Source organism: Pseudarthrobacter sp. NIBRBAC000502772 (genome assembly GCF_006517235.1).
Lineage (GTDB): Bacteria > Actinomycetota > Actinomycetes > Actinomycetales > Micrococcaceae > Arthrobacter.
Map to the genome: position 1 here is coordinate 2,234,913 of NZ_CP041188.1, position 24,144 is coordinate 2,259,056.

The 24,144-nt window shown below is 63.1% G+C and carries 23 protein-coding genes; 9 read left to right on the forward strand and 14 right to left on the reverse strand.

Going from position 1 to position 24,144, the window contains the following annotated elements:
* Nucleotides 1–51: 51 nt before the first annotated feature.
* Nucleotides 52–495, forward strand: a complete 444-nt coding sequence (locus tag NIBR502772_RS10375) for a VOC family protein (RefSeq protein ID WP_141140111.1) — start codon at nucleotides 52–54, stop codon at nucleotides 493–495.
* Nucleotides 474–1,022: a GNAT family N-acetyltransferase gene (locus NIBR502772_RS10380; RefSeq protein ID WP_246848794.1), complete on the forward strand. Its 549-nt coding sequence runs from the start codon at nucleotides 474–476 to the stop codon at nucleotides 1,020–1,022. Before NIBR502772_RS10375 ends, NIBR502772_RS10380 begins: the two co-directional genes overlap by 22 nt.
* Nucleotides 1,023–1,289: 267 nt before the next feature.
* Here NIBR502772_RS10380 and glnA read toward each other — a convergent pair whose 3' ends face one another.
* Entirely contained in the window at nucleotides 1,290–2,714 is a 1,425-nt protein-coding gene (gene glnA / locus NIBR502772_RS10385) for a type I glutamate--ammonia ligase (RefSeq protein ID WP_056342177.1), read from the reverse strand.
* A 284-nt stretch (nucleotides 2,715–2,998) separates the two neighbouring features.
* On the opposite strand from glnA, the gene NIBR502772_RS10390 reads away from it, so the two are divergent.
* The gene (locus NIBR502772_RS10390) at nucleotides 2,999–3,436 is read left to right on the forward strand and encodes an RDD family protein (RefSeq protein WP_141140112.1); all 438 of its coding nucleotides are present in this window, start codon (nucleotides 2,999–3,001) and stop codon (nucleotides 3,434–3,436) included.
* Between the two features lie 85 nt (nucleotides 3,437–3,521).
* Here the strand turns inward: NIBR502772_RS10390 and NIBR502772_RS10395 are convergent, their stop codons facing one another.
* From NIBR502772_RS10395 to lipB, 4 genes are all read right to left on the reverse strand, one after another.
* Entirely contained in the window at nucleotides 3,522–3,878 is a 357-nt protein-coding gene (locus NIBR502772_RS10395; RefSeq protein WP_141140113.1) for a DUF3817 domain-containing protein, read from the reverse strand.
* Nucleotides 3,879–3,977: 99 nt separating this feature from the next.
* Entirely contained in the window at nucleotides 3,978–4,730 is a 753-nt protein-coding gene (locus NIBR502772_RS10400) for a DUF4191 domain-containing protein (RefSeq protein WP_141140114.1), read from the reverse strand.
* Between the two features lie 86 nt (nucleotides 4,731–4,816).
* Entirely contained in the window at nucleotides 4,817–5,824 is a 1,008-nt protein-coding gene (lipA, locus tag NIBR502772_RS10405; protein WP_141140115.1) for a lipoyl synthase, read from the reverse strand.
* Nucleotides 5,821–6,489 carry a lipoyl(octanoyl) transferase LipB gene (gene lipB / locus NIBR502772_RS10410; protein WP_104061937.1) on the reverse strand — a complete coding sequence of 223 codons (669 nt, stop codon included), beginning with the start codon at nucleotides 6,487–6,489 and terminating at the stop codon, nucleotides 5,821–5,823. The genes lipA and lipB overlap by 4 nt, the downstream gene beginning before the upstream one ends.
* 139 nt (nucleotides 6,490–6,628) lie before the next feature.
* Here lipB and NIBR502772_RS10415 point away from each other — a divergent pair, with 139 nt between their 5' ends.
* Complete coding sequence (locus tag NIBR502772_RS10415; RefSeq protein WP_141140116.1) at nucleotides 6,629–8,479, forward strand: serine/threonine-protein kinase; 1,851 nt, start codon at nucleotides 6,629–6,631, stop codon at nucleotides 8,477–8,479.
* 521 nt (nucleotides 8,480–9,000) lie between these two features.
* Here NIBR502772_RS10415 and NIBR502772_RS10420 read toward each other — a convergent pair.
* Nucleotides 9,001–9,315 (reverse strand): hypothetical protein, encoded by a 315-nt coding sequence (locus NIBR502772_RS10420; RefSeq protein WP_141140117.1) that lies wholly within the window; start codon nucleotides 9,313–9,315, stop codon nucleotides 9,001–9,003.
* A 726-nt stretch (nucleotides 9,316–10,041) separates the two neighbouring features.
* Here NIBR502772_RS10420 and NIBR502772_RS10425 point away from each other — a divergent pair.
* Entirely contained in the window at nucleotides 10,042–10,605 is a 564-nt protein-coding gene (locus NIBR502772_RS10425; RefSeq protein ID WP_141140118.1) for a dihydrofolate reductase family protein, read from the forward strand.
* Nucleotides 10,606–11,734: 1,129 nt separating this feature from the next.
* Here NIBR502772_RS10425 and NIBR502772_RS10430 read toward each other — a convergent pair.
* Nucleotides 11,735–12,034: a hypothetical protein gene (locus NIBR502772_RS10430; RefSeq protein WP_141140119.1), complete on the reverse strand. Its 300-nt coding sequence runs from the start codon at nucleotides 12,032–12,034 to the stop codon at nucleotides 11,735–11,737.
* A 290-nt stretch (nucleotides 12,035–12,324) separates the two neighbouring features.
* On the opposite strand from NIBR502772_RS10430, the gene NIBR502772_RS10435 reads away from it, so the two are divergent.
* Nucleotides 12,325–12,576 (forward strand): hypothetical protein, encoded by a 252-nt coding sequence (locus tag NIBR502772_RS10435; RefSeq protein ID WP_141140120.1) that lies wholly within the window; start codon nucleotides 12,325–12,327, stop codon nucleotides 12,574–12,576.
* Nucleotides 12,577–12,782: 206 nt separating this feature from the next.
* Here the strand turns inward: NIBR502772_RS10435 and NIBR502772_RS10440 are convergent, their stop codons facing one another.
* The gene (locus tag NIBR502772_RS10440; RefSeq protein ID WP_141140121.1) at nucleotides 12,783–13,187 is read right to left on the reverse strand and encodes a hypothetical protein; all 405 of its coding nucleotides are present in this window, start codon (nucleotides 13,185–13,187) and stop codon (nucleotides 12,783–12,785) included.
* Nucleotides 13,188–14,085: 898 nt separating this feature from the next.
* On the reverse strand, nucleotides 14,086–14,208 hold the full coding sequence (locus NIBR502772_RS22930; protein ID WP_256370781.1) for a hypothetical protein: 123 nt from the start codon (nucleotides 14,206–14,208) through the stop codon (nucleotides 14,086–14,088).
* Nucleotides 14,209–14,970: 762 nt separating this feature from the next.
* Between NIBR502772_RS22930 and NIBR502772_RS10450 the strand changes: the two genes are divergently transcribed.
* Both NIBR502772_RS10450 and NIBR502772_RS10455 read left to right on the forward strand, forming a co-directional pair.
* The gene (locus NIBR502772_RS10450) at nucleotides 14,971–15,360 is read left to right on the forward strand and encodes a hypothetical protein (RefSeq protein ID WP_141140123.1); all 390 of its coding nucleotides are present in this window, start codon (nucleotides 14,971–14,973) and stop codon (nucleotides 15,358–15,360) included.
* A 69-nt stretch (nucleotides 15,361–15,429) separates the two neighbouring features.
* Entirely contained in the window at nucleotides 15,430–16,005 is a 576-nt protein-coding gene (locus tag NIBR502772_RS10455) for a GNAT family N-acetyltransferase (protein WP_141140124.1), read from the forward strand.
* Nucleotides 16,006–16,274: 269 nt separating this feature from the next.
* On the opposite strand, the gene NIBR502772_RS10460 is transcribed toward NIBR502772_RS10455, so the two are convergent.
* The 3 genes from NIBR502772_RS10460 to NIBR502772_RS10470 all read right to left on the reverse strand — a co-directional run bounded on the left by NIBR502772_RS10460 (nucleotide 16,275) and on the right by NIBR502772_RS10470 (nucleotide 19,429).
* A complete protein-coding gene (locus NIBR502772_RS10460) occupies nucleotides 16,275–17,177 on the reverse strand; it encodes a hypothetical protein (RefSeq protein ID WP_141140125.1) in 903 nt (300 codons plus the stop codon).
* A 221-nt stretch (nucleotides 17,178–17,398) separates the two neighbouring features.
* On the reverse strand, nucleotides 17,399–17,782 hold the full coding sequence (locus tag NIBR502772_RS10465) for a DUF1304 domain-containing protein (protein WP_141140126.1): 384 nt from the start codon (nucleotides 17,780–17,782) through the stop codon (nucleotides 17,399–17,401).
* 753 nt (nucleotides 17,783–18,535) lie between these two features.
* Entirely contained in the window at nucleotides 18,536–19,429 is an 894-nt protein-coding gene (locus tag NIBR502772_RS10470) for a TIGR01777 family oxidoreductase (protein ID WP_141140127.1), read from the reverse strand.
* A 73-nt stretch (nucleotides 19,430–19,502) separates the two neighbouring features.
* On the opposite strand from NIBR502772_RS10470, the gene NIBR502772_RS10475 reads away from it, so the two are divergent.
* Entirely contained in the window at nucleotides 19,503–22,997 is a 3,495-nt protein-coding gene (locus NIBR502772_RS10475) for a S41 family peptidase (protein ID WP_141140128.1), read from the forward strand.
* A gap of 125 nt (nucleotides 22,998–23,122) precedes the next feature.
* Here NIBR502772_RS10475 and NIBR502772_RS10480 read toward each other — a convergent pair whose 3' ends face one another.
* A complete protein-coding gene (locus NIBR502772_RS10480; RefSeq protein ID WP_104061941.1) occupies nucleotides 23,123–23,551 on the reverse strand; it encodes an OsmC family protein in 429 nt (142 codons plus the stop codon).
* A gap of 221 nt (nucleotides 23,552–23,772) precedes the next feature.
* A complete protein-coding gene (locus NIBR502772_RS10485) occupies nucleotides 23,773–24,123 on the reverse strand; it encodes a hypothetical protein (RefSeq protein WP_104061942.1) in 351 nt (116 codons plus the stop codon).
* Nucleotides 24,124–24,144: the final 21 nt, after the last annotated feature.

The following is a 24,144-nucleotide window of genomic DNA, read 5'->3' on the forward strand; positions in this document are numbered from 1 at the left end:
CTCCTCGAAGGCTGCAGACAGCCGCGCCGGTGCGGTGCTAGGTTGGGGGCCATGGCAACGCAAATTTACGTGAACCTGCCCGTCAAGGACCTGAAGCGGTCCGTCGATTTCTTCACCGCCCTGGACTTCTCGTTCAACCCGGACTACACCGATGAAAACGCGACCTGCATGATCATCAACGACAACGCCTTTGTCATGCTCCTAGTGGAGGGTTTCTTCAAAACCTTCACCTCCAGGGATGTAGCCGACGCCACCAGTTCCACAGAGGCCATCATGGCCTTTTCGGTGGACAGCAAGGAAGCCGTCGACGCAACGGTACGCAAGGCGCTGGCAGCCGGCGGCGCCCCGTCGCAGGAGGTCCAGGACTACGGCTTTATGTATAACCACAGTTTCCAGGACCCGGACGGGCACCTGTGGGAGGTCCTCTGGATGGACCCTGCCGGTCCACCGGCCGACGACGGGGCCCCCGCCGGATCAGACGGACAGCCGACCTGAAAACCCGGGTTGATTCGGTTTGGCTCATCGCCCTGGATGACCTCGACGCTGATGCCCTTGCCATCCAGTTGGGAGAGGTGGCAAACATTGAGCTGGGCCCAGGGCAAAGCAGCTTCGTGGGTGACCCGCTCCGCATGGTCCTGGCGGGACTGGAGGAGGATTCGCGGTTCCCTTTTGTCGTGGAGGCCGCGGGCTACGCCGTTGGCGTGCTGACCCTCCAGGCCGGTGCCGCGCGCCTGGCCGGCTGGCCGGACGAGGACTCTGCGTGGCTGCTACGCGGTTTCCTGATCGACAGGCGCCACCAGGGGCAAGGCCTCGGGCCGCTGGCGGCAACGTCCGCGGTGGAGGCGGCCGCGAAACTGACCGCCAGGCGCGGAACGCACGAGGCCGGCGTCGTGCTCTCCGTCAACGAAGCCAATCCGGCCGGGTTGTCCGCGTACAGGACCGCCGGCTTTATGGACCAGGGGCAATACCTGGGCGGCAGTTCCGGACCGCAACGGATCATGTACCGGAGCTTCAAGGGATAATTCGTCCAGACACGGCGGGCGGGCATTGCCTCCGGCTCTACATTGATCGATCATGTGGATTGGCGGTGTTCTTCAAACCTTGTTGGGGGGAAGGCTTGAAAAGTCTTCGTCTCGGGGAGCACATGTCAGGGGGCTGGCTTCTGGTCTCAGCACGTCTGGAGTCAGCCCCCACCTTAGGGACAAAAAAGTCCGCCCGGCCTGCAGCACTGACGCTGGCAGCCCGGGCGGACTTTTTGGCGGACTGAACGGGTTCAGCCGCGGATCTGGCTAGACGCCGTAGTAGAGCTCGAACTCGTACGGGTTCGGGCGCAGGGACAGCGGGCGGATCTCGTACTCGTACTTGTACTCGATCCAGGTGTCGATCAGGTCCTGGGTGAACACGCCACCGGCCTGGAGGAACTCGTTGTCCTCGCGCAGGGCCTCCAGTGCCTCTTCCAGCGAGCCCGGAGCCTTAGGGATGTCCTTGGCTTCCTCGGCGGGCAGCTCGTAGAGGTCCTTGTCGATCGGAGCCGGCGGTTCGATGCGGTTGCGGATGCCGTCAATGCCGGCCATCAGCTGGGCAGCGAAGGCCAGGTACGGGTTGGACGAGGGGTCCGGAGCGCGGAACTCGATGCGCTTGGCCTTGGGGTTGGAACCCGTGATGGGGATACGGATACCGGCGGAGCGGTTGCCCTGCGAGTACACCATGTTGACCGGAGCTTCGAAGCCCTTGACCAGGCGGCGGTAGGAGTTCACCGTCGGGTTGGTGAAGGCGAGGACGGACGAGGAGTGCTTCAGCAGGCCGCCGATGTACCAGCGGGCCATGTCGGACAGGCCGGCGTAGCCCTTTTCGTCGTAGAACAGCGGTTCGCCGTTGGTCCACAGCGACTGGTGGCAGTGCATGCCCGAACCGTTGTCGCCAAAGACCGGCTTCGGCATGAAGGTCACGGACTTGCCCCAGGCGTCGGCCGTGTTCTTGACGACGTACTTGAACTTCTGCAGGTCGTCTGCGGCGTGGGTCAGGGTGGTGAACTTGTAGTTGATTTCAGCCTGGCCGGCGGAGCCTACCTCGTGGTGGCTGCGCTCAACCTCGAGGCCGGCCTCATCCAGGGCGATGCACATGGCGTCGCGGAGGTCAGCCTGCTTGTCGGTGGGGGAAACCGGGAAGTAGCCGCCCTTGATGGGTGTCTTGTAGCCGAGGTTTCCGCCGTCTTCTTCGCGGCCGGTGTTCCAGTGTGCTTCTTCGGAGTCGATCTTGTAGAAGCTGCCCTCGGGGGAGGACTGGTACTGGACGTTGTCGAAGACGAAGAATTCGGCTTCCGGAGCGAAGAACGCGGTGTCGGCGATGCCCGTGGAGGCGAGGTAGGCCTCAGCCTTTTCGGCCACGCCGCGGGGGTCGCGGTGGTAAGGGTCTCCGGTGCGGGGGTTCACGATGGAGAAGTTCAGCGCAAGGGTCTTCTCCATGCGGAAGGTGTCCAGGAATGCGGTGGTGACGTCCGGGATCAGCTGCATGTCGGATTCGGCGATGCCCTGGAATCCGCGGATGGAGGAACCATCGAAGAGCTGGCCGTTGACGAAGAAGTCCGCGTCGACGCTCTTTGCCGGCACGTTGAAGTGCTGCTGCACGCCCGGGAGATCGGTGAAGCGGATATCGACGAATTTAATATCTTCGTCCTTGATGAACTTGAGGACTTCGTCCGCAGTCTTGAACATCTATGCTCCTTACGCATATGTAATATCTGGCTGGCAAGCCAACTGATCCAGCGCAATCCGAAGGGCAGGGAAACCAAGTTTCCCTGCTTGGGAGGTATTGCTTGAAACTGCTATCAGCCTATGGACACGTCATTTCCCGTCAGTGTCCACATTGTTTCGGGCAGGTTACAGAATGCCCTGTTCAGGTTACAGAATTGTCCTGAACAGGTAACGCTATCCGGTGTCCGTAGTGTGGTCCAACGGTTTCCACTCTGTGGTCGGCGGTGAGTCGGTAAGCTTGGACGGTGGTAGATCGCAATGACATTGGCTCCTGGCTCAGCGGACCGGACACGTCCGGCATCTCAAGGTACCCGGGGGAGCGACTGGGATTGCCCGAATCCGGTTCCGGCTCCATCGCCAGGGCGGGCAGGCGCATCCTCGCCATCGTCCTTGACTGGGGGATTGCCCTGCTGATCAGCAATTTTGCCTTCGGCGGTGACTCCTGGGCCACGTTGGCGATTTTCGCCGTGGAACAGATGCTGCTTGTGGGCACCCTCGGTTACAGCATCGGCCACCGCGTGGCCGGGATCCAGGTGCAGCGGCTGGGCGGCGGGCCCGCGGGTCCAATGGCTGCCGTGGTGAGGTCGCTGCTGCTGTGCCTGGTGATTCCCGCCGTCATTTTCGATCCGGACCAGCGGGGACTGCACGACAAGGCGATGAATACGATCCTCGTGCGGCGCTAGCAGTAATCAGGAACCCGGCCTCGCCGGTTCGCCGGCGCCTGACGTCCGCGAACACCTGACAGCTCTGAACACAGCCAGTGCGCCGTCAGACCCCCGCTGTTTCCTTTGTCCCGGCAGGAACGGCCGTGCCTGGCGTCAGGTAGCCGCGCTTTCCGGCCCAGCGTTCGAACGCGACAGTGGCGAACGGGAACACCGCCGACAGTCCCGCGAACAGGGCCACAATGAAGGGCCACCGCTGGAGCCGCCACAGGGCGAGGGCGGCGATGCCGTAGCCCACAAACAGCGCACCATGGATGGGGCCGGCGATCTCCACACCCAGTTCGGTGGTCTTGGCGATCCACTTGAAGTACATGCCAGCCAGCAGGGCAGCCCAGCTGAAGGCTTCGGCAACAGCCAGGACGCGGAAGGCCCGGATAACAAGGGTTCTAACGGGGATGGTCATGTTGCGACTTCCAATCAATGTGCCCGCCTGTTCGGCGGCGTCCGGCAGACAAAAACCGCCCTGGTTCCGGTAAGCCGGAAGCAGGGCGGTTCAAGGGTCTTAGCGTCCGCGGTTGGGGCGCGCTTTGTAGGGGTCGATTCCCTTGGGAATCGGGAGGCGGTTGCCCAGCGAGGAAATGCGCTTGGATACCGCATTCACCTCAAGCTTGGTCAGTTCATTCTTCAGCTTGCCCATTTTCTTGGCTACCTGGCTGATGGGAACCTGGCCCTCGCCGCGGCCGCTTTCGATCATGTGGACCGTGACGTTCGGGAGGATGCGCGCAAGGCGCTTACGCTCGGCGTCGAGCATTGGCTTGACGCGGATGGTGGGGCCTTCGCTGACTAGGACGACGCCGGGACGGCCGACGGCGCGGAACACGGCGTCCTGCGTGCGCGGGTTAACGGCGACCGGCTGGTCCTCGGTGATCCAGCCACGCTTAAGCGTGCCCAGTGCCGCGCCCGAAGCTCCGGGCTGGTTCTCAATCTGGGCGAACGCGGCGCGTTCGGCACGACGCGAGAGGATCAGGGTGGCGCCGAGGAGGCCCAACGGAATACCGATGAGCAGGCCGGTGATCCAGTTTTCCAGCCAAAATCCCACCAGGAAGCTGACAGCCACAACACCCAGGAACACCAGCAGCATCAGCCACGGGACCATGGGATCATGGCGGCGGGTCATGTTGAAGACTTCGCCGATCTGCTTGAGCCGGCTGGGCTTCTTGACCTTCGCTTCTTTTGGCTTGCGCGAGAAGAGGCCACGCTTCGGGGCGTCAGAGGCCGCCGGAGTGCTGTTACTGGAATCAGGGGAGTTCGCCATAGTTCCTCAATTCTACGTGATTTATGCCTGAGGGCCGGACGCCGGATAATGTCCGGTGCCGGCCCTCAGGGATAGCAAACTACGGCTTAGGCGCGGGCTGCGAGCAGTGAGCTGGCTTCCTGGCGGGTGCTGCCGGAGGACTCGATGTGGGCGAGTTCGGCGGGGATTTCCCAGCCCTTCTTGCGCATCGCGGTGGCCCAGAGCCGGCCGGCCCGGTAGGAGGAACGGACCAGCGGGCCGGACATGACGCCGAGGAAGCCGATTTCGTTGGCCTCGTCCTGGAGGTCCACGAACTCCTGCGGCTTGACCCAGCGGTCCACCGGCAGGTGCCGTTCACTTGGGCGCAGGTACTGGGTGATGGTGATCAGGTCACACCCTGCCTCGTGCAGGTCCCGCAGGGCTTCGGAGATCTCCTCGCGGGTCTCGCCCATGCCCAGGATCAGGTTGGACTTGGTCACCATCCCGAGCTTGCGGCCCTGGGTGATGACATCCAGGGACCGGTCGTACCGGAACGCGGGACGGATGCGCTTGAAGATCCGGGGCACGGTCTCGACGTTGTGCGCGAAGACCTCGGGCTTGGAATCGCAGATCGCCGCGATGTGTTCGGGCTTGCCGGAGAAGTCAGGGATCAGCAGTTCGACGCCGGTTCCCGGGTTCAGCTCGTGGATCTTCCGGACCGTCTCGGCGTACAGCCAGACACCCTCATCGGCCAGGTCATCACGGGCCACCCCGGTCACGGTGGCGTAGCGCAGCTGCATGGCCAGGACCGAGCGGGCCACCTTCGTGGGCTCGAACATGTCCACCGGGGAGGGCTTGCCCGTGTCGATCTGGCAGAAATCACAGCGCCGGGTGCATTCGGACCCGCCGATCAGGAACGTGGCTTCCTTGTCTTCCCAGCACTCGAAAATGTTCGGGCAGCCGGCCTCCTCACACACCGTGTGCAGGCCTTCCTTCTTGACCAGGTTCTTGAGCTGGACATACTCCGGACCCATCTGGACCTTCGCCTTGATCCATTCCGGCTTCCGCTCCACGGGTACTGCAGAGTTGCGCTGCTCAACGCGCAGCAGCTTCCGGCCTTCTGGTGCCAGTGTCACAGGAGTGCTCCCTCAGGGCTTGAAACGAGTGCTTCTTCGTGCTTGCGAAATTCTTCCACGAACCGGTCCGCGATATCGCCCGGGGCGATGTTCCTGCCGGTTTCGATGGACATTGTGGTGACGCTGGCGTCGGTGATGCCACAGGCGATGATCTGGGCATAAGGCGCCAGATCATTGTTGCAGTTAATGGCGACGCCGTGCATTGTGACCCCGTCCAGGACGCGGATGCCGATTGCTGCAATTTTCCGGTCCGGGCCCTTGCTGTCAGCCGTGATCCACACGCCGGCGCGTCCCTTGATGCGCTCTGCGTTGATGCCATAGTCAGCCATGACCGCGATCATGACGGCTTCGAGCCGCTCAACGTAGTCTCGGATGCCGGACCGGTTCTTCAGCTTGAGGATCGGATACGCGATCAGCTGGCCGGGGCCGTGCCAGGTCAGCTTTCCGCCGCGGTCCACCGCAACGACGGGCGTACCGTCCAACGGGCGTTCGTGCTCTTCCGTGAGCTTGCCCGCTGTATAGACCGCGGCATGTTCAAGGATGAGGACAGTGCTGGGCGCTTCGGCTGTGACGACCTTGCTGTGGATCCCGCGCTGCAGATCCCAGCCGCGCGTGTAGTCAACGAAGTCCGGGGCGAGACCCACCTGTGAAAACTCAAGAGTCATGCCGTCAAGCTTAGACCCCGATCCGCGACGGGTCCGGATATAGTGTCGGACCTCTCATGCACTGACGCGTGCTTTGTCCGATCCAGCGGGCCTGTGGATAACTTCTGCAGGCATTCCCGGATTCCGCTAGACATGAGTCATGGATGATTTCACTGCCCCGGTGGTTCCCGGCTTCCTGGTGGGCCGCGTGTTGGGCCGCGGCGGAAGTTCAACCGTGTGGCTGGTTACGGAAGCAAGGTCCGGCCGCGAGTTTGCGCTGAAATGCCTCGGTACAGGGCACAGCGGCTCGACAGGTCCCGGCGAAGGCAGGGAAACCGGGGCCGACGCCGAGGAGGCCATCCGCCGTGAAATCCGCATTCTTTCTGTCCTTGACCACCAGCACCTCATCAAAGCCCACGACGCCCTCCGTCTTCGCGAGCCGGCCGGATCAGCAGTGACGGCCGGAGGGACACTAGGGCTGCTGCTGGATTACGCGCCCGGCGGTTCCCTCGGAGAGCTGGTCGGAAGCAGGGCCAAGCTCACCATCGGGGAGACGGTCACCGTGCTCACCCCTATTGCCCAGGTACTTGGCTACCTGCACGGCCAGGGGTTCACCCACGGTGACGTATCGCCCGGGAACGTCCTCTTTACAGGCCATGGCAAGCCAATGCTGTCCGACGTCGGCATCGCCAGAATGGTGGGTGATGTTTCGGCAGTGCCGGACCATGGCACCCCGGGGTTCATGGATCCCGCACCGGTGGACGCCGTGAGGGCGGGGCTGCAGCCGGAACGCGACGTTTACTCGGTGGCGGCGCTGGGGTGGTACTGCCTTACGGGCCAGCCGCCACGCCGTACCGCCGACCGTCCGCCTCTTTCCCTTCTGCTCCCTGACGTTCCAGCCGAGCTGGCCGCGGCCCTGGAGGCTGGCCTTCATGAGGACCGGCGGCTCCGGCCCACGGCTGTTGAGCTGGCGACGGCGGTGTATCGCAGTGCCCCACCGTTGCCGGTGGACCTCGCCTCCTCCGTCCACGCCACGGTTATCCCGCAGCTCCTGACGCGGCGCCCCGTCCCGGAACATCCCGGCGGCGCGCTGCGGAATGGTCTCCGGGCCTGGCGGCGCCGGATCTCGACGTCGCGTTGGTCCGGGCTGATGGGGGTGCGGCAGGTCCTTCCGTTCCCGGCCGGGGAGAAAGCGGAGATGCCCGGAGAGAGTAAGGCCGGGGCACCAGCGGCAGGAAGCCTCGCCGCACCGGTCCAGGTGGGCGACGGTAACATGCTGGCGCCGCGCGGCAGACATGCCGTGGAACCTGTCTCGAAGGACCACGAATCCAACGCCGGTGCGAGGCGTCGGACGGTGGCGTCGTCGAAATCGGTGCCCCCGGGCCCGTCCCGGCGCCGTGTGCGCTCAGGGACGGCCGGGCACAATCGGGGCACAGTGCTGTTGGCGGTGGGAGCGGGTGCGATCCTGGCAGGCGCTATCTGGTCCGCCGGCGTCTTTGGGCCGGATGGTCCGTGGGGGGCGCCAGCTTGGCCAGAGGCGGTGGCGGAGAGTGCGGATGCCGGAGGGGTGGACCCAGTGTTCGCCGCCACTGGAGTCCCGGCAGCCGCCGCGGCGCAGCTGGCCTCGGCGGACCCGCTTCAAGCAGTCCAAGGACTGGCCGCGGTGAGGTCCGTAGCCTTCAGCTCCGGCCGGCTGGAGCTGCTGGATCTGGTGAATGCCCCGGGATCTGCTGCCGCTGCCGCGGATGCAGGTCTCAGGGCCGGGCTCCAGGAGTCCGGCCACGTCCTGGCCGGATTCACCAGTTCCGTATCGAACCTGCAGGTCCAGCCTGGAAGTCCACCCGGCCAGGTGGTTGTTGCTGTCACGTCAGCCACGTCGCCGTATGAGGAGAAAGACGCGTCCGGGGCAGTCGTGGCGGCGGGCACACCGGTGGCTGCCCGGAACCTCCGGCTGGTGCTGGTCTCCGTTGACGGCCGGTGGCGGATTACGGACGTCCTGCCTGGGTCCTGACTATTTGCCTCAGCACGCTGCCTCGGCTGTGATTTTTCGAAGTCGGCTTCACGGAATGTCCAAAGTCGCCTGCACCAACTCACGCCTGGTCCTGGTGAATCCCGTTTGGGGAACCCTCTGCGGCACGGTCCGCTAGGGGATCGGTCTACGGTGAGCCTCAGTCAGACGCCAGCGGCTCTGTCCATTCATTTGCTGGCAGCCTTTCTCGCAGCAATGCGGGTTGACCTGATCCAAGAATCATCTCGGTGTCGAGATGGGCTGGGTCGACTTGTCTGATGAGCTCGCGACAGCGTCCGCAAGGTTAGGTAAAACGCAGCGCAAGCCGTCACCGTCTCGCCAAACGGCGAAGATCTTTGGCGACCTGGTACTCGCCGCTGTGAGCTGGCCAAGTCTCACCCGCACCTCAACATCCCTGGTGGCTGCACCATCGAGTTTCACGAGGCGCAGCCAGTCCCCGGATGGTGAGCCCACGCCACGTAGCTGCAGGATGCGCCGCCGATTCGGCTCCGCCTGCACTGCAGCTACGGGGCTCGGATCCCGTCCGGATCTACGACCCACCAGAGCCCCCCGTGGGTCGAGACGTTGTGGCACTTCACCTCACCAGGCCCCTCGTGCGCGTAGAAGTAGAGCGGATGCCCGTTGTAGGTGACCTGGGTCGTGCCGTCCCGCCGCTCCGTCGTCCCCAGCAGCGCTGAGTCGACCTCGCCGCTAGCGGTCGGCGCTCCGTCGGTCAGCACGGGTGGCCACGCTTCAGCGCAGTCGTCGTAACACTCGGGCCTGATGCTCTCCTCACTCTCCCAGATATAGATGGCCTGCTTTTTGGCATCGAAGAGCATCTGGCCGAAGTCGCTCGAGGCTGTGGTGATCGTGGTGCCCGGCTCTCGCGCGCTGGATGGCTGACTCGGCGGGGGTTGAGGGCTCTCCGATGTCGTAGTGCTCGCCCTCGGAGGCGGGGTAAAGTCCGGGGCCTCGCTCGAGGTGCTGCTTGCGCAAGACGACGCGACGAGTGCGAGGACCACCGCAGCCGCCGCTCCAGTCCGGGTCTGGACACGCTGTGCTCCTATCGGCAGGAACGGGCGCCCCGGCCAGGTCATCGGGGTTGGTGATGATCAGACAGTGGGGCAGTTCGGTTCCCATCATCTCAGCCTTTGTCGAAAATCGGCGGGCGGAAGGCGGCGAGTCCGGTGGCGGGGGACTGCCACCCGACTCGCCTGGGTCAGTGAGCGGCTGTGGCCGTCAGGGTGCGGGGCGACGGCGCCCGGCAAGCAGGACGGTGCCGAGCAGCAGCTTCAGGACGACGAGGCCGAAAATCGCGCCGTACAAGGGGTCGCTTCAGAAAAAGGAAAGAATCGTACGCTAAGGCCGCGTGGAGAAAAGTAACGGCTGAACCGCAGCATGTCGATGGAAGCGGGCCAAAGTCCGTCCGTAGGGGGAACCCTCAGTGGGAAAGCGTTGCCGCGAGTATTGCCCGGTAACTCGCGAAGGCAGGAAGATCCTGAGTTGTCTCTACCCGCCGGAGTCGCGCGTCAGTACTGTAGGACCGTTAAGGAGGAGGACTTCTGATGCGCAGAGTGACCTATTCGATGGGCGTTTCACTTGACGGCTACATCGTCGGGCCGGACGGCGGCTTCGACTGGACGGCGCCCGACGAGGAGGTCTTTCGCTTCTGGATCGACGAGATTCGAGAGGTCGGCGTCCACCTATTGGGACGACGGCTGTACGAGACGATGCTGTACTGGGAGACCGCCGACCAAAATCCATCGCTCGACGACGCAGAGCTCGAGTGGTCCGCGCTCTGGAAGCCGCTCCCAAAGGTGGTGTTCTCCACCACGCTGCCCGCTGTGCAGGGCAATGCCCGCCTGGCCTCCGGCGGCCTGGCGGAGGAGATCGAGCGGTTGCGAGCCCAGCCGGGCGAGGGCGACATCGCGATCGGCGGCGCGACTCTCGCCGCCGGGGCGGCCGCGTTGGGCCTGATCGACGAGTACCGGGCCATGGTCTACCCGGTGCTGGTGGGCGGTGGCATTCCGTTCTTTCCTCGGCACGAACGCCGGGTGGATCTCGAACTCGCCGAGACCCGCACCTTCAGCTCGGGAGTCGTCTACCTCCGCTACCGCCTGGCGCGCTAGCTGTGCTCGGCCCGGAGTCGGCTTCGGATTCGTCGCAGGATCAGGAAAGACGGACTGATCCCAATAGTCAGAACCAAAATCGTTCCCGGAAGGGGAACCTTCACCGGGCGCTTCGAAACCTAACTGGCTAAGTAGCGGTCTGGCTTACCGCGAATGCGGCCTCCAGCTCTAAAGCCCTAGGCTAGTGCTGACCAGGTATGACAGGGGGTAAAGGGCTTGGGCAGCGTAAAAGCAGTGGATGCTCACTACGAGACGCACTTTGGTGGTAGACGTCTAGCGCCGGTGGTTGTGTTCGCTGCGATCACCGGCGCACTGACGTATTTGTTCTCAGGCGCGTGGGCAGCCGCTCTGACATGGCTCGGTGATCGACAATCTTTCGACTACCACAAGGCGATTTTTTTGCAGTACTGGACGGATCCTGCTTGGGTCATCGCAGCGTGTTTGGTCGCATGCACCATTCTGGTTACGGCGCTCCCAGACTCACGCAGCGTCGTGGCAGCCTGGCGGCGGTGGCCACTATGGGGGCTTCTACCGGCCGGGACATACGTTCTAACGCTTGCGGTGCTTGTTCCGATCCTTCGTGCTGGTGAACTTTCGGATGGGATTTACGTCGCCGCCTGGACCGCAATCGATGGAAGCCTCTGGATGGCGCTTCTTTCTCCGCTCCTTGCGCGGGTCATCGTGAGCAACGTACGGCCGTGGATGGTTCACTTCGCCTTCCACAACGAAACCACGAGGTATCGAAGGCGAGGCCTGACTGGAGGCTAGGGTCGGATCACCGCATCTCGGTCGCTTGGTCTTCTACCGCGCCCACCAACAGAGCCGCGTCCCTGGCCTGAGAAGGTGAAACTTGGAGCGGGCGATCGATTCAATCGAGCGCTTCTGCCCGGAGTCCACAGTCAGTGCGTCCCGGACTAAGAGGCGTCCGGTAGGGGATCCCCTTGCGGGCTACCCATGCGCCAAATAGCGCTGTGAAAACGTCGCCGATTACTGCCGAAAGTGTCCGTTTCAGGAGTCGTTTGCACTGGATCCCGCGTAAGTACAAAACGAGTGCAGTGGACTGTTGACTTAGGTTTGTCAGTCCCGTGCACCGCCCTGATTCTTAGTTTTCCCGAGCCCGTATCGGACGTCAAAGCCAGCGGACGGCGTGCCCCTCCATTCCGATCAGGTCAAGGCCATCGGTGGTTTCTACGCCATGGGCAAACCGTACCAAGACAGCGCCACCCTGCATGCGCTCGAACTCAGCTTGTATCCACAGTTCAAGCGGGAACGTCGACGCCGCCGTGATGTTGGCCCTGGTGAGGACAGGGACCTTCTCAACGATCCGATGAGTCCGACCCTCCGCGTCGACAAGGTCGACCTCGATCCATCCCGGGAAGTCGTCGTCTGCCCATCGCACCGCAGTAGCCCGAACGATCACATGCGTCATATCGCGATTGTTTCACTGGATCCAGTGGAGGGTGAGCAAGTCAGAGTACAGATGACAGGCCGCCGTGCCAATCCATTGCGGGGGAGGGGGCTTCCGAGCCAGGGTGAGATCAGGTCCTGGGGTGCCCGTAAACCGGTCGATCACCGCACCCGTGGTGCCCGTTAGCCGAACCCCTAACGGGCAGACGTAGCCGCTCAGCTGGCACCCATTGCAGACCGAGCCGGTGAGGCACAGAATGTGTCAACACTCGGTGACACCGCGCCAGCGACGACTATGAAGGCGATGCCCCTATGAAACCGCTCGAATACCCCCGCGTATCGCTCATTTGGGGCGGAGTCGGCGTCCTGCTCTTTCTGGCACTGGGCATAATGGACGTAGCCTCCGGTGCGCCCGCATTCCGCGTAGCGGCGTACTTCCTATTGGTAATCGGCGCTATCTACATATTTGTCCGAGCCCTGATGACCATTCTGGGCAAGACGCGACAGCAGGCTGGTAGGCATAACCCCCAGTCAGGATCGAACCCGGAAAACAGGAGCATCTGAAGAGCCCGCCGACCTGTCGACTGCTTGATGTCAGGCTGAGCTCTCAAACTTCTCAGCCCGAAGTGCTCGATCCTCGCCGGCACGAGAAGTTTTTCGATGTCGCATGCATGCGTCATGCAGATTCTGTTGGCCATCGTCCCGCTCGATCAGCGTGGTCTCGTCCCGATGACGGAACCCTCTACGGGATTGTTGTCGTGAGAATCGAACTAATCGTCGAATTGACTGCTGGGTTCGGATTGCTCGCGGAAAATCGTGGAAATGAGCTGGAATGTGCCGACTTCGCAGCCCTGGCTCAGAGACCTTTCTTCCTCATCGAGGCGAGAGACCTCAGAGGCGGGCGAGTCCCCGCGCGAAAAAAGCTCGTTCATGCGCCGTGATGAGTAGTTCCGAACGTAGTAACCGCTGTCATCAACTATTGTTTCCACGATGAAACCAGAAGCGGTCATTTTTTCGACGTATAGCCGATACGCTTCCTCATAATCTTCGCGAGTGACATATCCCTTGCTGAGCACACCGGCTTCGAAGTCCGAGAGCGTGGTGACCCGAAATGCTTTCGCGACTCGAGCATGCATCCAGTTTTCAAGAGAACGTGCATCGCTGTTCAGTGTCACGGATTCTCCTCTAGTTCACGAAGTAGCTTCCATAGCAGTAGTGTCCCACTTCCTTGGAACGAGACGGTCCTCCCGCTGCCATCCCCGAGGGAAGGGTTGTTCCGCTTGAGGAACGCTCTACGGGGACGCCTGTGTAGTCACAAGCTGAAGCCGGATGAAACTAGGGTCCAGAGGGGAACAATAACTGCGGCGATACCGAGCACGGCCATGAGGCATCGAAGGACGACTATTTTCCGCTCAGGACGAATCGTGGCACTGGCTGCTAGCAATGCAGCGAATAGACCAACAATGGCAACGGTTCCCCAAATTGCGGGACTGAAGCGGGCATCCGGAGCGCAGCTTGCCGGCGCAGGGTAGATTGCCGGGCAAATTGTCGGCAATTGTTGGGCGGTCCAAGTGAGCCACAGGGATGCACCGGCCACGAATGCCGCGCCCACGGTTCTGTGCCAGACGGGACGGGACTCGGGTACGGCCGTAGGTGACATGAATTCACCGTACCCGCCTTGAGTGGGAGTTGGCAGGCCGCCCAAATAGGATGCGCAGAGGGAGTGCGGGTTGAAGCGTGGCCCGTTTGGGAACCCCTGCCGGACATTTTCGCGTCTCAATCTTCCGACTGATACAACGCCGGAGGACTCATGGGACCTGGGCGGTCACCGACCGTCGCCCAACCCACAATAATCGCAACCACTATGACCACCAGCAGTAGTGCGGCAATGAGAATTCCGCGAGGTTTCATACGCGCAGCCTACTCGGCACGCATCACGTTCTGTCGCGCGAGCAGCGGCTCACAACATCCCCCACCGGCCCGGAAAGGGATCCCTCTACGGGACGGCTTGACCAGCAGGCCTCTCGCTCGTTCTCCGACCAGTATTTAGTGCCCTGGGACTAGGTCCTGGTCTTAACCGCCGGCCACGAGGATGTTCTCGTGGATCTTCTTGTAACCGGATGCTTCCAGCTCTTTCGTGTCGTACCCGTCGGACACGAGGATGGAGGATTCCTGGCTTGGTCCGCTAGTTCCCAAGAGCTGTCCCACGCGCGCCCCACCGGTGGTGCAAGTGGTGTGCCAGCCAGATGGGTTATCAACCGGAAAGACGGCCAAGCATGCTGTCGATTTGTCGGCGTTCTGTCCAAGGAAGTACTTGTTCCCACCCGTTTCGGCAACAAGGAGCACCTTATCCAAGTCGGGTTGCCTAAAGTCAACGCCTGCAGGAATCTCGTCCGTCGACGTAGCGGGACGCTCCAAGGCCTTGAATCCGGAAGGAGTCGAGCAACTGCTGAGCAGCAATCCCGACATGAGTGCGACGGTTAGGAACGAAAATCGACGATGATTGATGGCGCTGCCCCCTCAGGCTTGGATGTGGAGCCATCCTATCCACACTCCCGACAGGCCGTGGAAGGGGCCTTGAGCGGAACCCTCAACGGGACAGTCATCACCGCGACCGAATGGAGGCGACCGTGTGGCCGATGCGGTCTGGGAGAAGAGGAGGACCAAGCCGCTATTTTCAGAACGGGAGGTTGTGCACGCGGGTTCGAACAACCAGGTGTTCAGAGACGGCTGCACACCATACTTTCGCGGATACGCCACGGCCGGTCACTATTCCTTCACCGGGGCACTCTGCAAAGTGGGCCAGAGTCACGTGTCCCTCCCGCCACACCGGGCATTACCTTCGCCGTCTCAGTGCCCCCGTTCATGGAATAGGCTCGGACTTCAGTCTGGGAAGGAAGGCTATTAGGGACGGACCCTCCTGCCCGATCGTCTGACGGAAGAATGAAGGTTTAGTGCATGGATGCCGCACCCGAATTTGTCAGGTACCAGGCAACACAACTGAATACCCGGGGGATCTACGTCGGCATATTCGGCTTGGCCAACGGATTGGCGAGGAGCGGAAAGCTAGGCGATGTGGACTACCAGTGGTGGCAGAACGCGAATGCCTGGTACGACGCTGCCTATCCCGACCCGAACCTTAGCGATCCCACCGTCTACGACCGCACTCATAATCTGTACGCCCAGGCATGGTTTAAAACCAGCGCCGTGCACCTGCTGGCCAGGATCCCCGGCTACCTGGATCTCCTGGACCGCTACGGGGTGCAATGGGAAGAACTTCGTTCACCAGCCCCGGGGCATTTCCTCTATGAAGACGACGTTCAGGTGGTCGTGGACCCGCACCACTGAGCAGTAATCCCGCACGCAGAGGGACCGGCTAACGGGCGAGGCTCTGAAAGTTTCTGACAAACTAGCCGCATGACCACGATCTTCACGCATAAGCCGACAATCGAGGGCAAACGCGTCAAACTGCGACCAGTTCAGGCTCAGGACGTACCTATATTGCATCGGATGCTTCAGGACGCCGAAGCCGCAATTCTGACCGGAACAGTGCACTCCAGCAGCCAGACAACGCTGCCTTGGACTGTTGATGACCTCCGCGTGACGTACGAACGCTGGAGCTCCGCTGATGACCGTCTCGTCCTCGCCGTGATCGATCAGGCGACGAACGCGATGGTTGGCGAAGTCGTCCTCAACGACTGGAACGAGTTGAATCGCTCCTGCGGCTTCCGCACTTTCCTTGGCGCCGAAGGCCGCGGCCGGGGGCTTGGAAGTGAGGCGACCGAGCTGATTGTCCGGCACGGCATACACGAGCTTGGTCTTCACCGAATAGGTCTCGAAGTTTACGCCTTCAACCCGCGCGCCCGGCATGTCTACGAGAAAGTAGGATTCCGCTACGAAGGAACGGGCCGGGACGCGCTGTGGTTCGACGAGCAATGGATTGACGTCCACTACATGTCGATCCTTGAAACCGACGTACCACTGAGTCAATAGAGGATCGACTAGCGGGCGCTTTGGTAAAATCACGGCCGGCGGTTGAAATGTGCTCCTACCGATGAATTTGCGCATCAGCGAAACAGCGCCAGCTCCACCACATCATGAGGCCTCATGGGCGTGGGCAACTAGGGAGACGCTGCCCAATGGCAGGAGCGGAACCGTTGTCGCGGGAGGGGCGCGTGGCATCCCCATCGACAACACGGAGCAGCGTTAAAGGAGTAATACTCCACCTGGATTGTCACTTTTTTCGATGAAGCGTCTTGTTGCTAGTTGTGTGAAAAAGTGACGCTATTTCCACCGAGTCCATCAATGCGGACTTTGAAGGTAGGTTCAGAAGCGTCGTTGAAATTCCAGCCACTTCTCAAAGTTGAGCTTTGTCCTGGTTCAAGTTTTGCATCCCAGTAGGCTTCCACTACGTCATCCTGGACGGAACGGACATCAAAGTCGCCATCCATAGCACTGTTGGCGACTAACTCGACATCACTACGTCCCAAGACGACCCCTTCGGACAAATTCTTGATAGTGACATCGAAGTAAAGGTTGTCAGCACCTTTCTCTTGTGTACCTCCAAGGGTCGTGCTAGCGAAGTCAGCGTCTTTCCCAGGCTCGAATTCTTGAGGTTCTTGCACCGTGATCTCGAGCAAAACCTTATCCCCACTACGTCGAGAATCTTCATATATCGCAGTTTGCCCATACAAGCATTTGCCGAAGTTCTCATCGATGTTGCAAGTCGTGTCTTCAACTTTGGCTTGTGGCTCAATAGCTGTGACCACAGGAGCAGGAGTCGGGGGCTCGGCTGATGGTGTCGTTGCTTCAGCCGGCACGGTTGCTTCAGTCGGAGCGGTCTGGGCTTGGGTTTCTACGACTAAGGACGGGGTCGGCGACGGAAGCGCCTCAGCACTGCTGTTTGAACTACCCCCTCCCCCGAATGCACTGGCGATGAGCGATCCGACGAAGAGAAGTGCGAGCAGGCCGCCACCCGCCCCGACCAATTTCCACGGAGTCTCTGGTTTCGGACGCCGGAAGGTCAGCTCCGACCGCACTGTCCCCTGTTCCTGAGAGACGAACTCCCAGCCCTCTTTCTCTAATTTGGCTCTAGTCCTGGCCTCCAGGCCGCGAACCGTCTTGACGGACCTCGTCTCGTACTTCACACCTGTTGCTGTCGTCATATTGCTCCCTCTTGGCCTGGACATCAAGCACTCTTCGAGAGCTTAGAGTGACGCGACCTTTCCCCAAAACGCCACCATCTATCGCTGCATTTCACAGCGGAACCACTCCCCCCGGCCACGGCCGGTCAGAGCTGTCTCAGTAACCGATCCCCCCACGGGCGCTGCTGTGACGCGTAGCAACCAAAAACGCCGCCACTAGCATTCGCCAACCACACCACCCCCTAGTGAAAGAGAACGTAGAAGACGATTGCCAGCGCCGGGAAGAGCGCCTGGCCGATGGCGCTGACCAAAAGGCGCTTCTCTGTGACCCACAGCCAGAAACCAAGGAAGACGTGGCACGAGCAGCAGAAGATAACTATGGCCGACCCGCTGGCGGGATTGCCTGAGAAGTTCACCAGCCACAGGCCCACTGCGATGCCCAAGCCGAAGGTGATGTTGTAGGCGCCAACATTCATCGCCCACATCCGCACTGCGCGCACGTCTTCCGGCCTAATCAGGAAGATCCGGTGGAGCCGTTGATCGCCATGGAAGAAGATCTCCAGGATGCCAACGCTTATCAGCGCCAGGCCGGTGGATCCGGCGAGTATCTGGCTCAGCACATTCATGCCGCGCTCCTAGGCCAATCTTGCAATCTCCGCTTCTTGCGTGCAGGTTACGCTTCAGGCGCGAAGACCTTCAAGGGTCGGCTTGCAAACGCAGTCCACTACCCATGCCCGCCCGCCTCCAGCCCGGCCCCAACAGCCCGCCTTAAACGCATCCGTCTCCGCTGACCTACGGCTCTTCAACCACAGTGCCGCAGCCCGAACCTGCCTAGTATCGAGACAGGTTCTGCATGTTGTGCAACGGGGCGAGGGGCAGCAGCCAACTTTTGGATATCCCTGTCGCCCAGCTCTTGGATTGAAAATCTCTCGGCTGCCGATTGAGCGCCCGTAAGCCGGTCCCTCACCGGTGCAATCCTTTCTCAAAATTTTCGGATCTCGATCGCCGCGTTTCCGCAGCCGGACCATTCCCGTAAGACCCGCCCGCAAAAATGCCCGGTGAAGGGAGGGCAAACGGGACATTCAAGACCTTGACCGGATTCCTCGACAGATAGGCGCGATTATCCACGAACGCCCACCTCAATGGTCACGAAGTCAAGCTCAGCAGTGGGAGGCTCGGTCCACGATCATCCCCTCTACCGAGCCATCGACTGCTCAGACGACGCCGCATGACCTCTTAGCCTGAAATTTCCGTACCGAACCTCCTCGGACCCCGAACGCACGCGCCACCGAGACTTGTGCAGGGGACTTCGGACATTCGCTACAGACGCGTCTTCGGCAAATGACACCAGCAGGTTACCTCAGCCGGTCAGCTCAGGCTCAGTGCTTGCCGGCCACCCAGGCAGCGGCCTGGGCCAGTGACGGGTGCTGCCACTGGAAGCCGGCTGCTTCCAGTGCCGCCGGTTCCATCCGCTGGCTGGGAAGGATGAGTTCATCGGCCAGCTGACCCAGGACCAGGCGCAGGGCCGGTGACGGTACCCGGAAAAATGCCGGCCGGTGGAGCGCGGATGCCAAGGCGCCCACCAACGCGTTGACGTCAGCGCTTTCGGGGGCGCAGACGTTGACCGGTCCGTGGAGCCCGGAGTCCGCGAGGAACATAAATGCTGCGGCGACGTCCGGAAGAGTGATCCACGGCCAGTACTGCCGGCCGTGGCCGAGTGGACCGCCCACCCCGAGGCGAAGCAGCGGCAGCAGCCGGCCCAGCGCGCCGCCTGTGGGGCTGAGAACAACACCGGTGCGTGGTGTGACCACGCGGACGCCGGCCGGCGCCCGATGGGCGGCGGCCTCCCACTCGACGCAGATACGTGACAGAACACCCGTGCCCGGCGACGCGTTCTCCCGGAGCTGGGCGGACCCGGAATCGCCGTAGTACCCGGACGCCGACTGGCTGATAAACGTACGCGGCGGGTCGTCAAGCGTGGCCATGGCCGCGGTCAGGGTGCCGGTGGCTGCCAAACGCGAAGTCATCAGCTCGTCGACCCGGCGTCTGGTCCAGGGTCTGTCCCCTATCCCGGCACCGGAGAGGTTGACCACTGCGTCCGCGCCGGCCAGCGCCGCCGGATCCAGGCGGCGCGCTGCGGGGTCCCAGCGGATTTCGGCCGCGGACGTGGGCTCGCGTCGGACGAGCGTGGTCACGTCATGGCCGGCCTCTCGCAGCGTTGCGGACAAATGGGTCCCGATCAGCCCTGAGGCCCCGGCAATGACGATGTGCATGATCCATCTCACCACGGCCCGCACGCCGTCGGTACCTCCCCGGACCGTACCGGGAGTTGACTATGATCGAACGATGACTTCTTCGAGCTACTTCCGGTTTCCGCATGTCCACGGCGATCTGGTCACGTTTGTGGCAGAGGACGACGTATGGATCGCGCCGCTAAGCGGCGGCCGCGCCTGGCGGGTTTCATCACTGCAGCTGCCCGCCCGCAATCCGCGGTTTACCCCTGACGGCAAACGGCTGGTCTGGACTGTCATCCAGGGAACCGCCCCGGAAGTGGTCTCGGCGGAGGTGGACGGCGGTGGCTACCGGCAACTGACGTATTTCGGCCACGCCACAACCAGGGTCAAAGGCTTCACCGCAGCCGGCGACGCAGTAGTGACCAGCGCGTTCCGCCAGGCTGAAAGCCGGCACACCTACGCTTACAGCGTCCCGGTCGACGGCGGGTCTGCTGAGGAGCTCCCCTTCGGACCCGTCGAATCCGTGGCCTTTGGTCCGGAAGTGGGGGACGAGCGGCCGGTTGTCCTGGCCAGCGTGCTCTCCCGTGAACCGGCCTGGTGGAAGCGGTACCGCGGCGGCACCGCCGGCAAGCTCTGGATTGACGCCGACGGAAACGGGGAGTTCGAGCGCCTGGTTCCCCACCTCGACGGAAACCTCGCAGATCCGATGTGGGTGGACGGGCGCATCGCGTTCCTGTCAGACCACGAGGGTTACGGAAACCTGTACTCGGTGCTGCCCGGCGGCGGCGATCTTCGTCGGCACACCGACCACGAGGACTTCTACGTCCGGCACGCGTCCACCGACGGTGGGCGGGTCATCTTCGAATCTGCCGGTGAGCTCTGGATCCTGCACGATCTGTCCTCTGCCGCGGTACGGCTGGACATCTCGCTGGGTTCCGCGTCGCAATCGCGTCGCCCAGGCCTGCTGAAAACCTCCAAACACCTTGGCACGGTGGTGCCGGATGACAGCGGCTCGGCCAGCGCAGTGGAGGCCCATGGGACCCTTCACTGGCTCCGTCACCAGGACGGCCCCTCCCGTATCGTCGAGGCCACCCCGGGTGTCCGGGCACGGCTCCCCAGGCCGCTCGACGGCGGCCGCCTCGCTTACGTCGCCGACCACGACGGCGTGGAGGCGATCTACATCAAGGAGATTGCCGCGCAGGTTCCCGATACCGTGGTCCCTGCCGTCACGGCAGCCCCGGCTGCCGTACCCGCTGCAGCTGCTCGGGACCAACTGGAAGCGCCACTGCCGCGCCCGGTTCCCGCGGCGGCATCGTCCGCACCGGTGACTGCCGACGTCGTTGTTTCGGTGCCTGATGACTCCCGGGCCGAGGACTCCCCGGCTGACACCGCCCACGGCCCGTCGGAAGCCGACGTCGACGCAGGACGGGCCGGCCTGCCGACCCGCATCGCCTTCCCGAAGCCGTCACGCGCCAGCGCCCTGGAAGCTAGCCCCGATGGCCGGTGGCTTGCGGTGGGTACCTCCTTCGGGGATGTCTATGTGGCGGACACAGCCACCGGGGACCTGGCCCTCGTCACCAGCATCGGCGAGGGCAGCATCGCGGAACTCGCGTGGTCGCCTGACTCCCAGTGGCTTGCCTGGTCCGAACCTGTCACCTCGTTCGGCTCCCGGAGCCGGCTCCGGCTGGCCAATGCCGCGGACCTGGCGGGCGGCATCGTCGAGGTCACTGACGGCCGTTTCTGCGATGGGTCCCCAAGCTTCACGCCGGACGGTAAGTTCCTGGCCTTCCTGTCCAACCGCAGCTTTGATCCGGTGTATGACGGGCATTCGTTCGACCTGTCCTTCCCCAGCCCCATCAAGCCGTACCTGGTGGCACTGGCCGCCACGACGCCGTCGCCGTTTGGCCCCGCCGTTGACCTGTCCCCTGCCGCACACACGGACAGTGCGGATACGACGGACGCAGACGCCGCGGCAGGTCCCGCGGTCCGCGTGGATCCGGCCGGGCTGGCCCACCGGGTCATCGGCGTTCCGGTGCCGCAGGGCAACTACACGTCACTCACGTCAACGGAGGGTGCACTGCTATGGCTGGACTGGGCTCTGGCAGGCGTCACCGGCGACGGCAAAGCCAGCCAGGAAGACAAGGACGCCCGCCCCAGCCTGGTCCGGTTCGACCTTGCCCGCCGTAAGTCCGCCACGCTGGTGGAAGCCCTGGACAGCTACCGGCTCTCCGGCGATGGCAAGAAAGTAGTGCTGGTCAACGACAAGCAGGTCAGCGTGGTTCCTTCTGCTGCCAAAGCCGATGAGGAATCCGGCCAACTGGTCAAGGTGGACCTGGGGCGCATCCGCGTGATGATGGACCCCCTCAGCGTCTGGGGCCAGGCGTTCGACGAAGCCTGGCGCCTGCAGCGCGATTTCTTCTGGGCCGAAGACATGGCAGGACAGGACTGGGAGTCGATCCACAAGCGGTACCGTCCGATCGTTGACCGGTTGGGGTCCCACGACGACCTGGTGGACCTGCTCTGGGAGCTCCACGGCGAGCTGGGCACCTCGCACGCCTACGTTCGGCCCGCAGCCGTCACGGAAAACGGCAGCAACGGCCAGGGTCGGCTTGGCGCAGACTTCGCGTTCACACCGGCGGGCTGGGAGATCACCCGCATCCTGGCCGGCGAGTCCTCGGACCCGCTGGCCACCTCGCCGCTGACCCGGCCGGGCGCTGCCGCCATGGCCGGGGACGTAGTACTGGCCATCGACGGTGTGCCGCTGTCCGCCACGGTGAGCCCCGCAATGCAGCTGGTGGGCGCCGCCGGACGGGCTGTGGAGCTGACATTACGCAACGGAGCCGGGCATGGAGTGGAGGCAGGGGAGCAGCGGCGGATTGCTGTGATCCCGGTCAAGGACGAGGAGCGCCTGCGCTACCAGGAGTGGGTGGCCGCGAACCGCAGGATTGTCCGGGAGGCCTCCGGCGGGCGCTACGGGTACCTGCATATCCCGGACATGATGGCCAACGGCTGGGCGCAGCTGCACCGCGACCTGGACACCGAAACTGCCCTGGACGGACTCATCGTGGATGTCCGCCGGAACCGTGGCGGACACACATCCCAGCTGGTGGCGGAGCTGATTGGCCGAAAGGTCACCGGCTGGAGCATGCCCCGCGGCGAACGTCCGCGGACCTACCCGCACCACGCCCCGCGAGGTCCGGTGATCATCCTCGCCGATGAATTTGCCGGGTCCGACGGCGACATCATCACCCAGGTCTCCAAACTGCGGGGGATCGGCCCGGTGATCGGCACGCGCACCTGGGGCGGAGTGGTGGGGATCGACAACAGGTTCTCCCTGGCCGACGGTACCGGGGTGACCCAGCCGCGGTACGCCACCTGGTTCGGCGGCGGCGTGGGCTGGTCCGTGGAAAACTATGGAGTGGACCCCGACATCGAAGTGCTCTACCCGCCGCACGCCTACGCCGCCGGTCGGGATCCCCAGCTGGAATACGGCATCGGTGCGCTCAAGGAAATGATCCAGGAGCTGCCCACCGACAAGCCCCCGGTCCGCGAAGGCTACCGCCGCCTGAAGCCCGCACCGCTGCCGGCCCGCCGGCACGGCGAATAGGCCTGCCCGGCGCCAACAGAAACAAAGAAGGCCCTGCCCCGCCCGGATAGTCCGGGCGAGGCAGGGCCTGCTCTGTCTCAGGAGCCCTCAGCGTTCATAGCGAACGCGGCAGAGTCCTGGCTGGATCAGGACTGCAGGGTAGCGTCCAGGGTGATGTCGATGCTGGCCAGCGCGCCGGAAACCGGGCAGCCAACCTTGGCTTCGCTGGCGATCTTCTGGAATTCCTCTTCGGAGATGCCGGGAATCTTTGCGGACACCGTCAGGTGGCTGCCGGTGATGCCGGTGCCGGGAACGAAGGTCACGTCGGCCTTGGTGTTGACTTCTTCCGGAGCATGTCCGGCCTGGGCGAGCATATTGCTGAACGCCATCGAGAAGCAGCTCGCGTGCGCTGCGGCGATGAGTTCTTCCGGGCTGGTCTTGCCCTCGGCCGCTTCGGTGCGGGCCTTCCAGGTAACCTCAAATGTGCCCAGGCCGGAGCTGTCCAGCGTGGTCTGACCCGACCCCGTGATCAGGTCGCCGTTCCATACTGTGTGCGCGGTGCGTGTTGCTGCCATGTCCACTCCTCAAAGTCGGTTCGAACCGGGACCGGCCGTTGCCTGGCCCCGCCGGTTCCAATCCTAGGGATTGAGCGGCGGCCGTGCACAGGGTGTCCGCTCTCAGTGGATTGTGACTGGACAACCCAGCCGCGTGGCGCTCACCGCTAGGCCGTTAAAACAGCGACGGCGCCGCACCCCACAGAGGGGGGCGGCGCCGTCGTGAGCGGTTCAGCCGGCGTTCAGTTCCACATCGTGGCGATGGCCACGTTAAGCAGTGCAAGTCCGCCAACTCCGTGGGCCAGGCCCTTGCTGATGTCCTCGCCCTTTTTGTATTTGCGGCGGCCGATGAAAGCCAGCACGCCGACGGCCAGGGCGATCGCGAACTTGATGCCCAGCTTGAAGTAATTCGCGTCCATGTCCAGGGACGGGATCAGGCCCATCAGCACGATGCCGGTGATGAGCTGAAGAGCTGCGCCGTCGAACTGCCGGGGGTGGACCGTGGGGGTTTTCATGTTCCCGATCCAGATTCCGACGATCATGGCGGCGCCGACGATGTGCAGGAAGACCACGATGTTGTACACGATAATCATGCGACCAGTCTACGCAGGGGT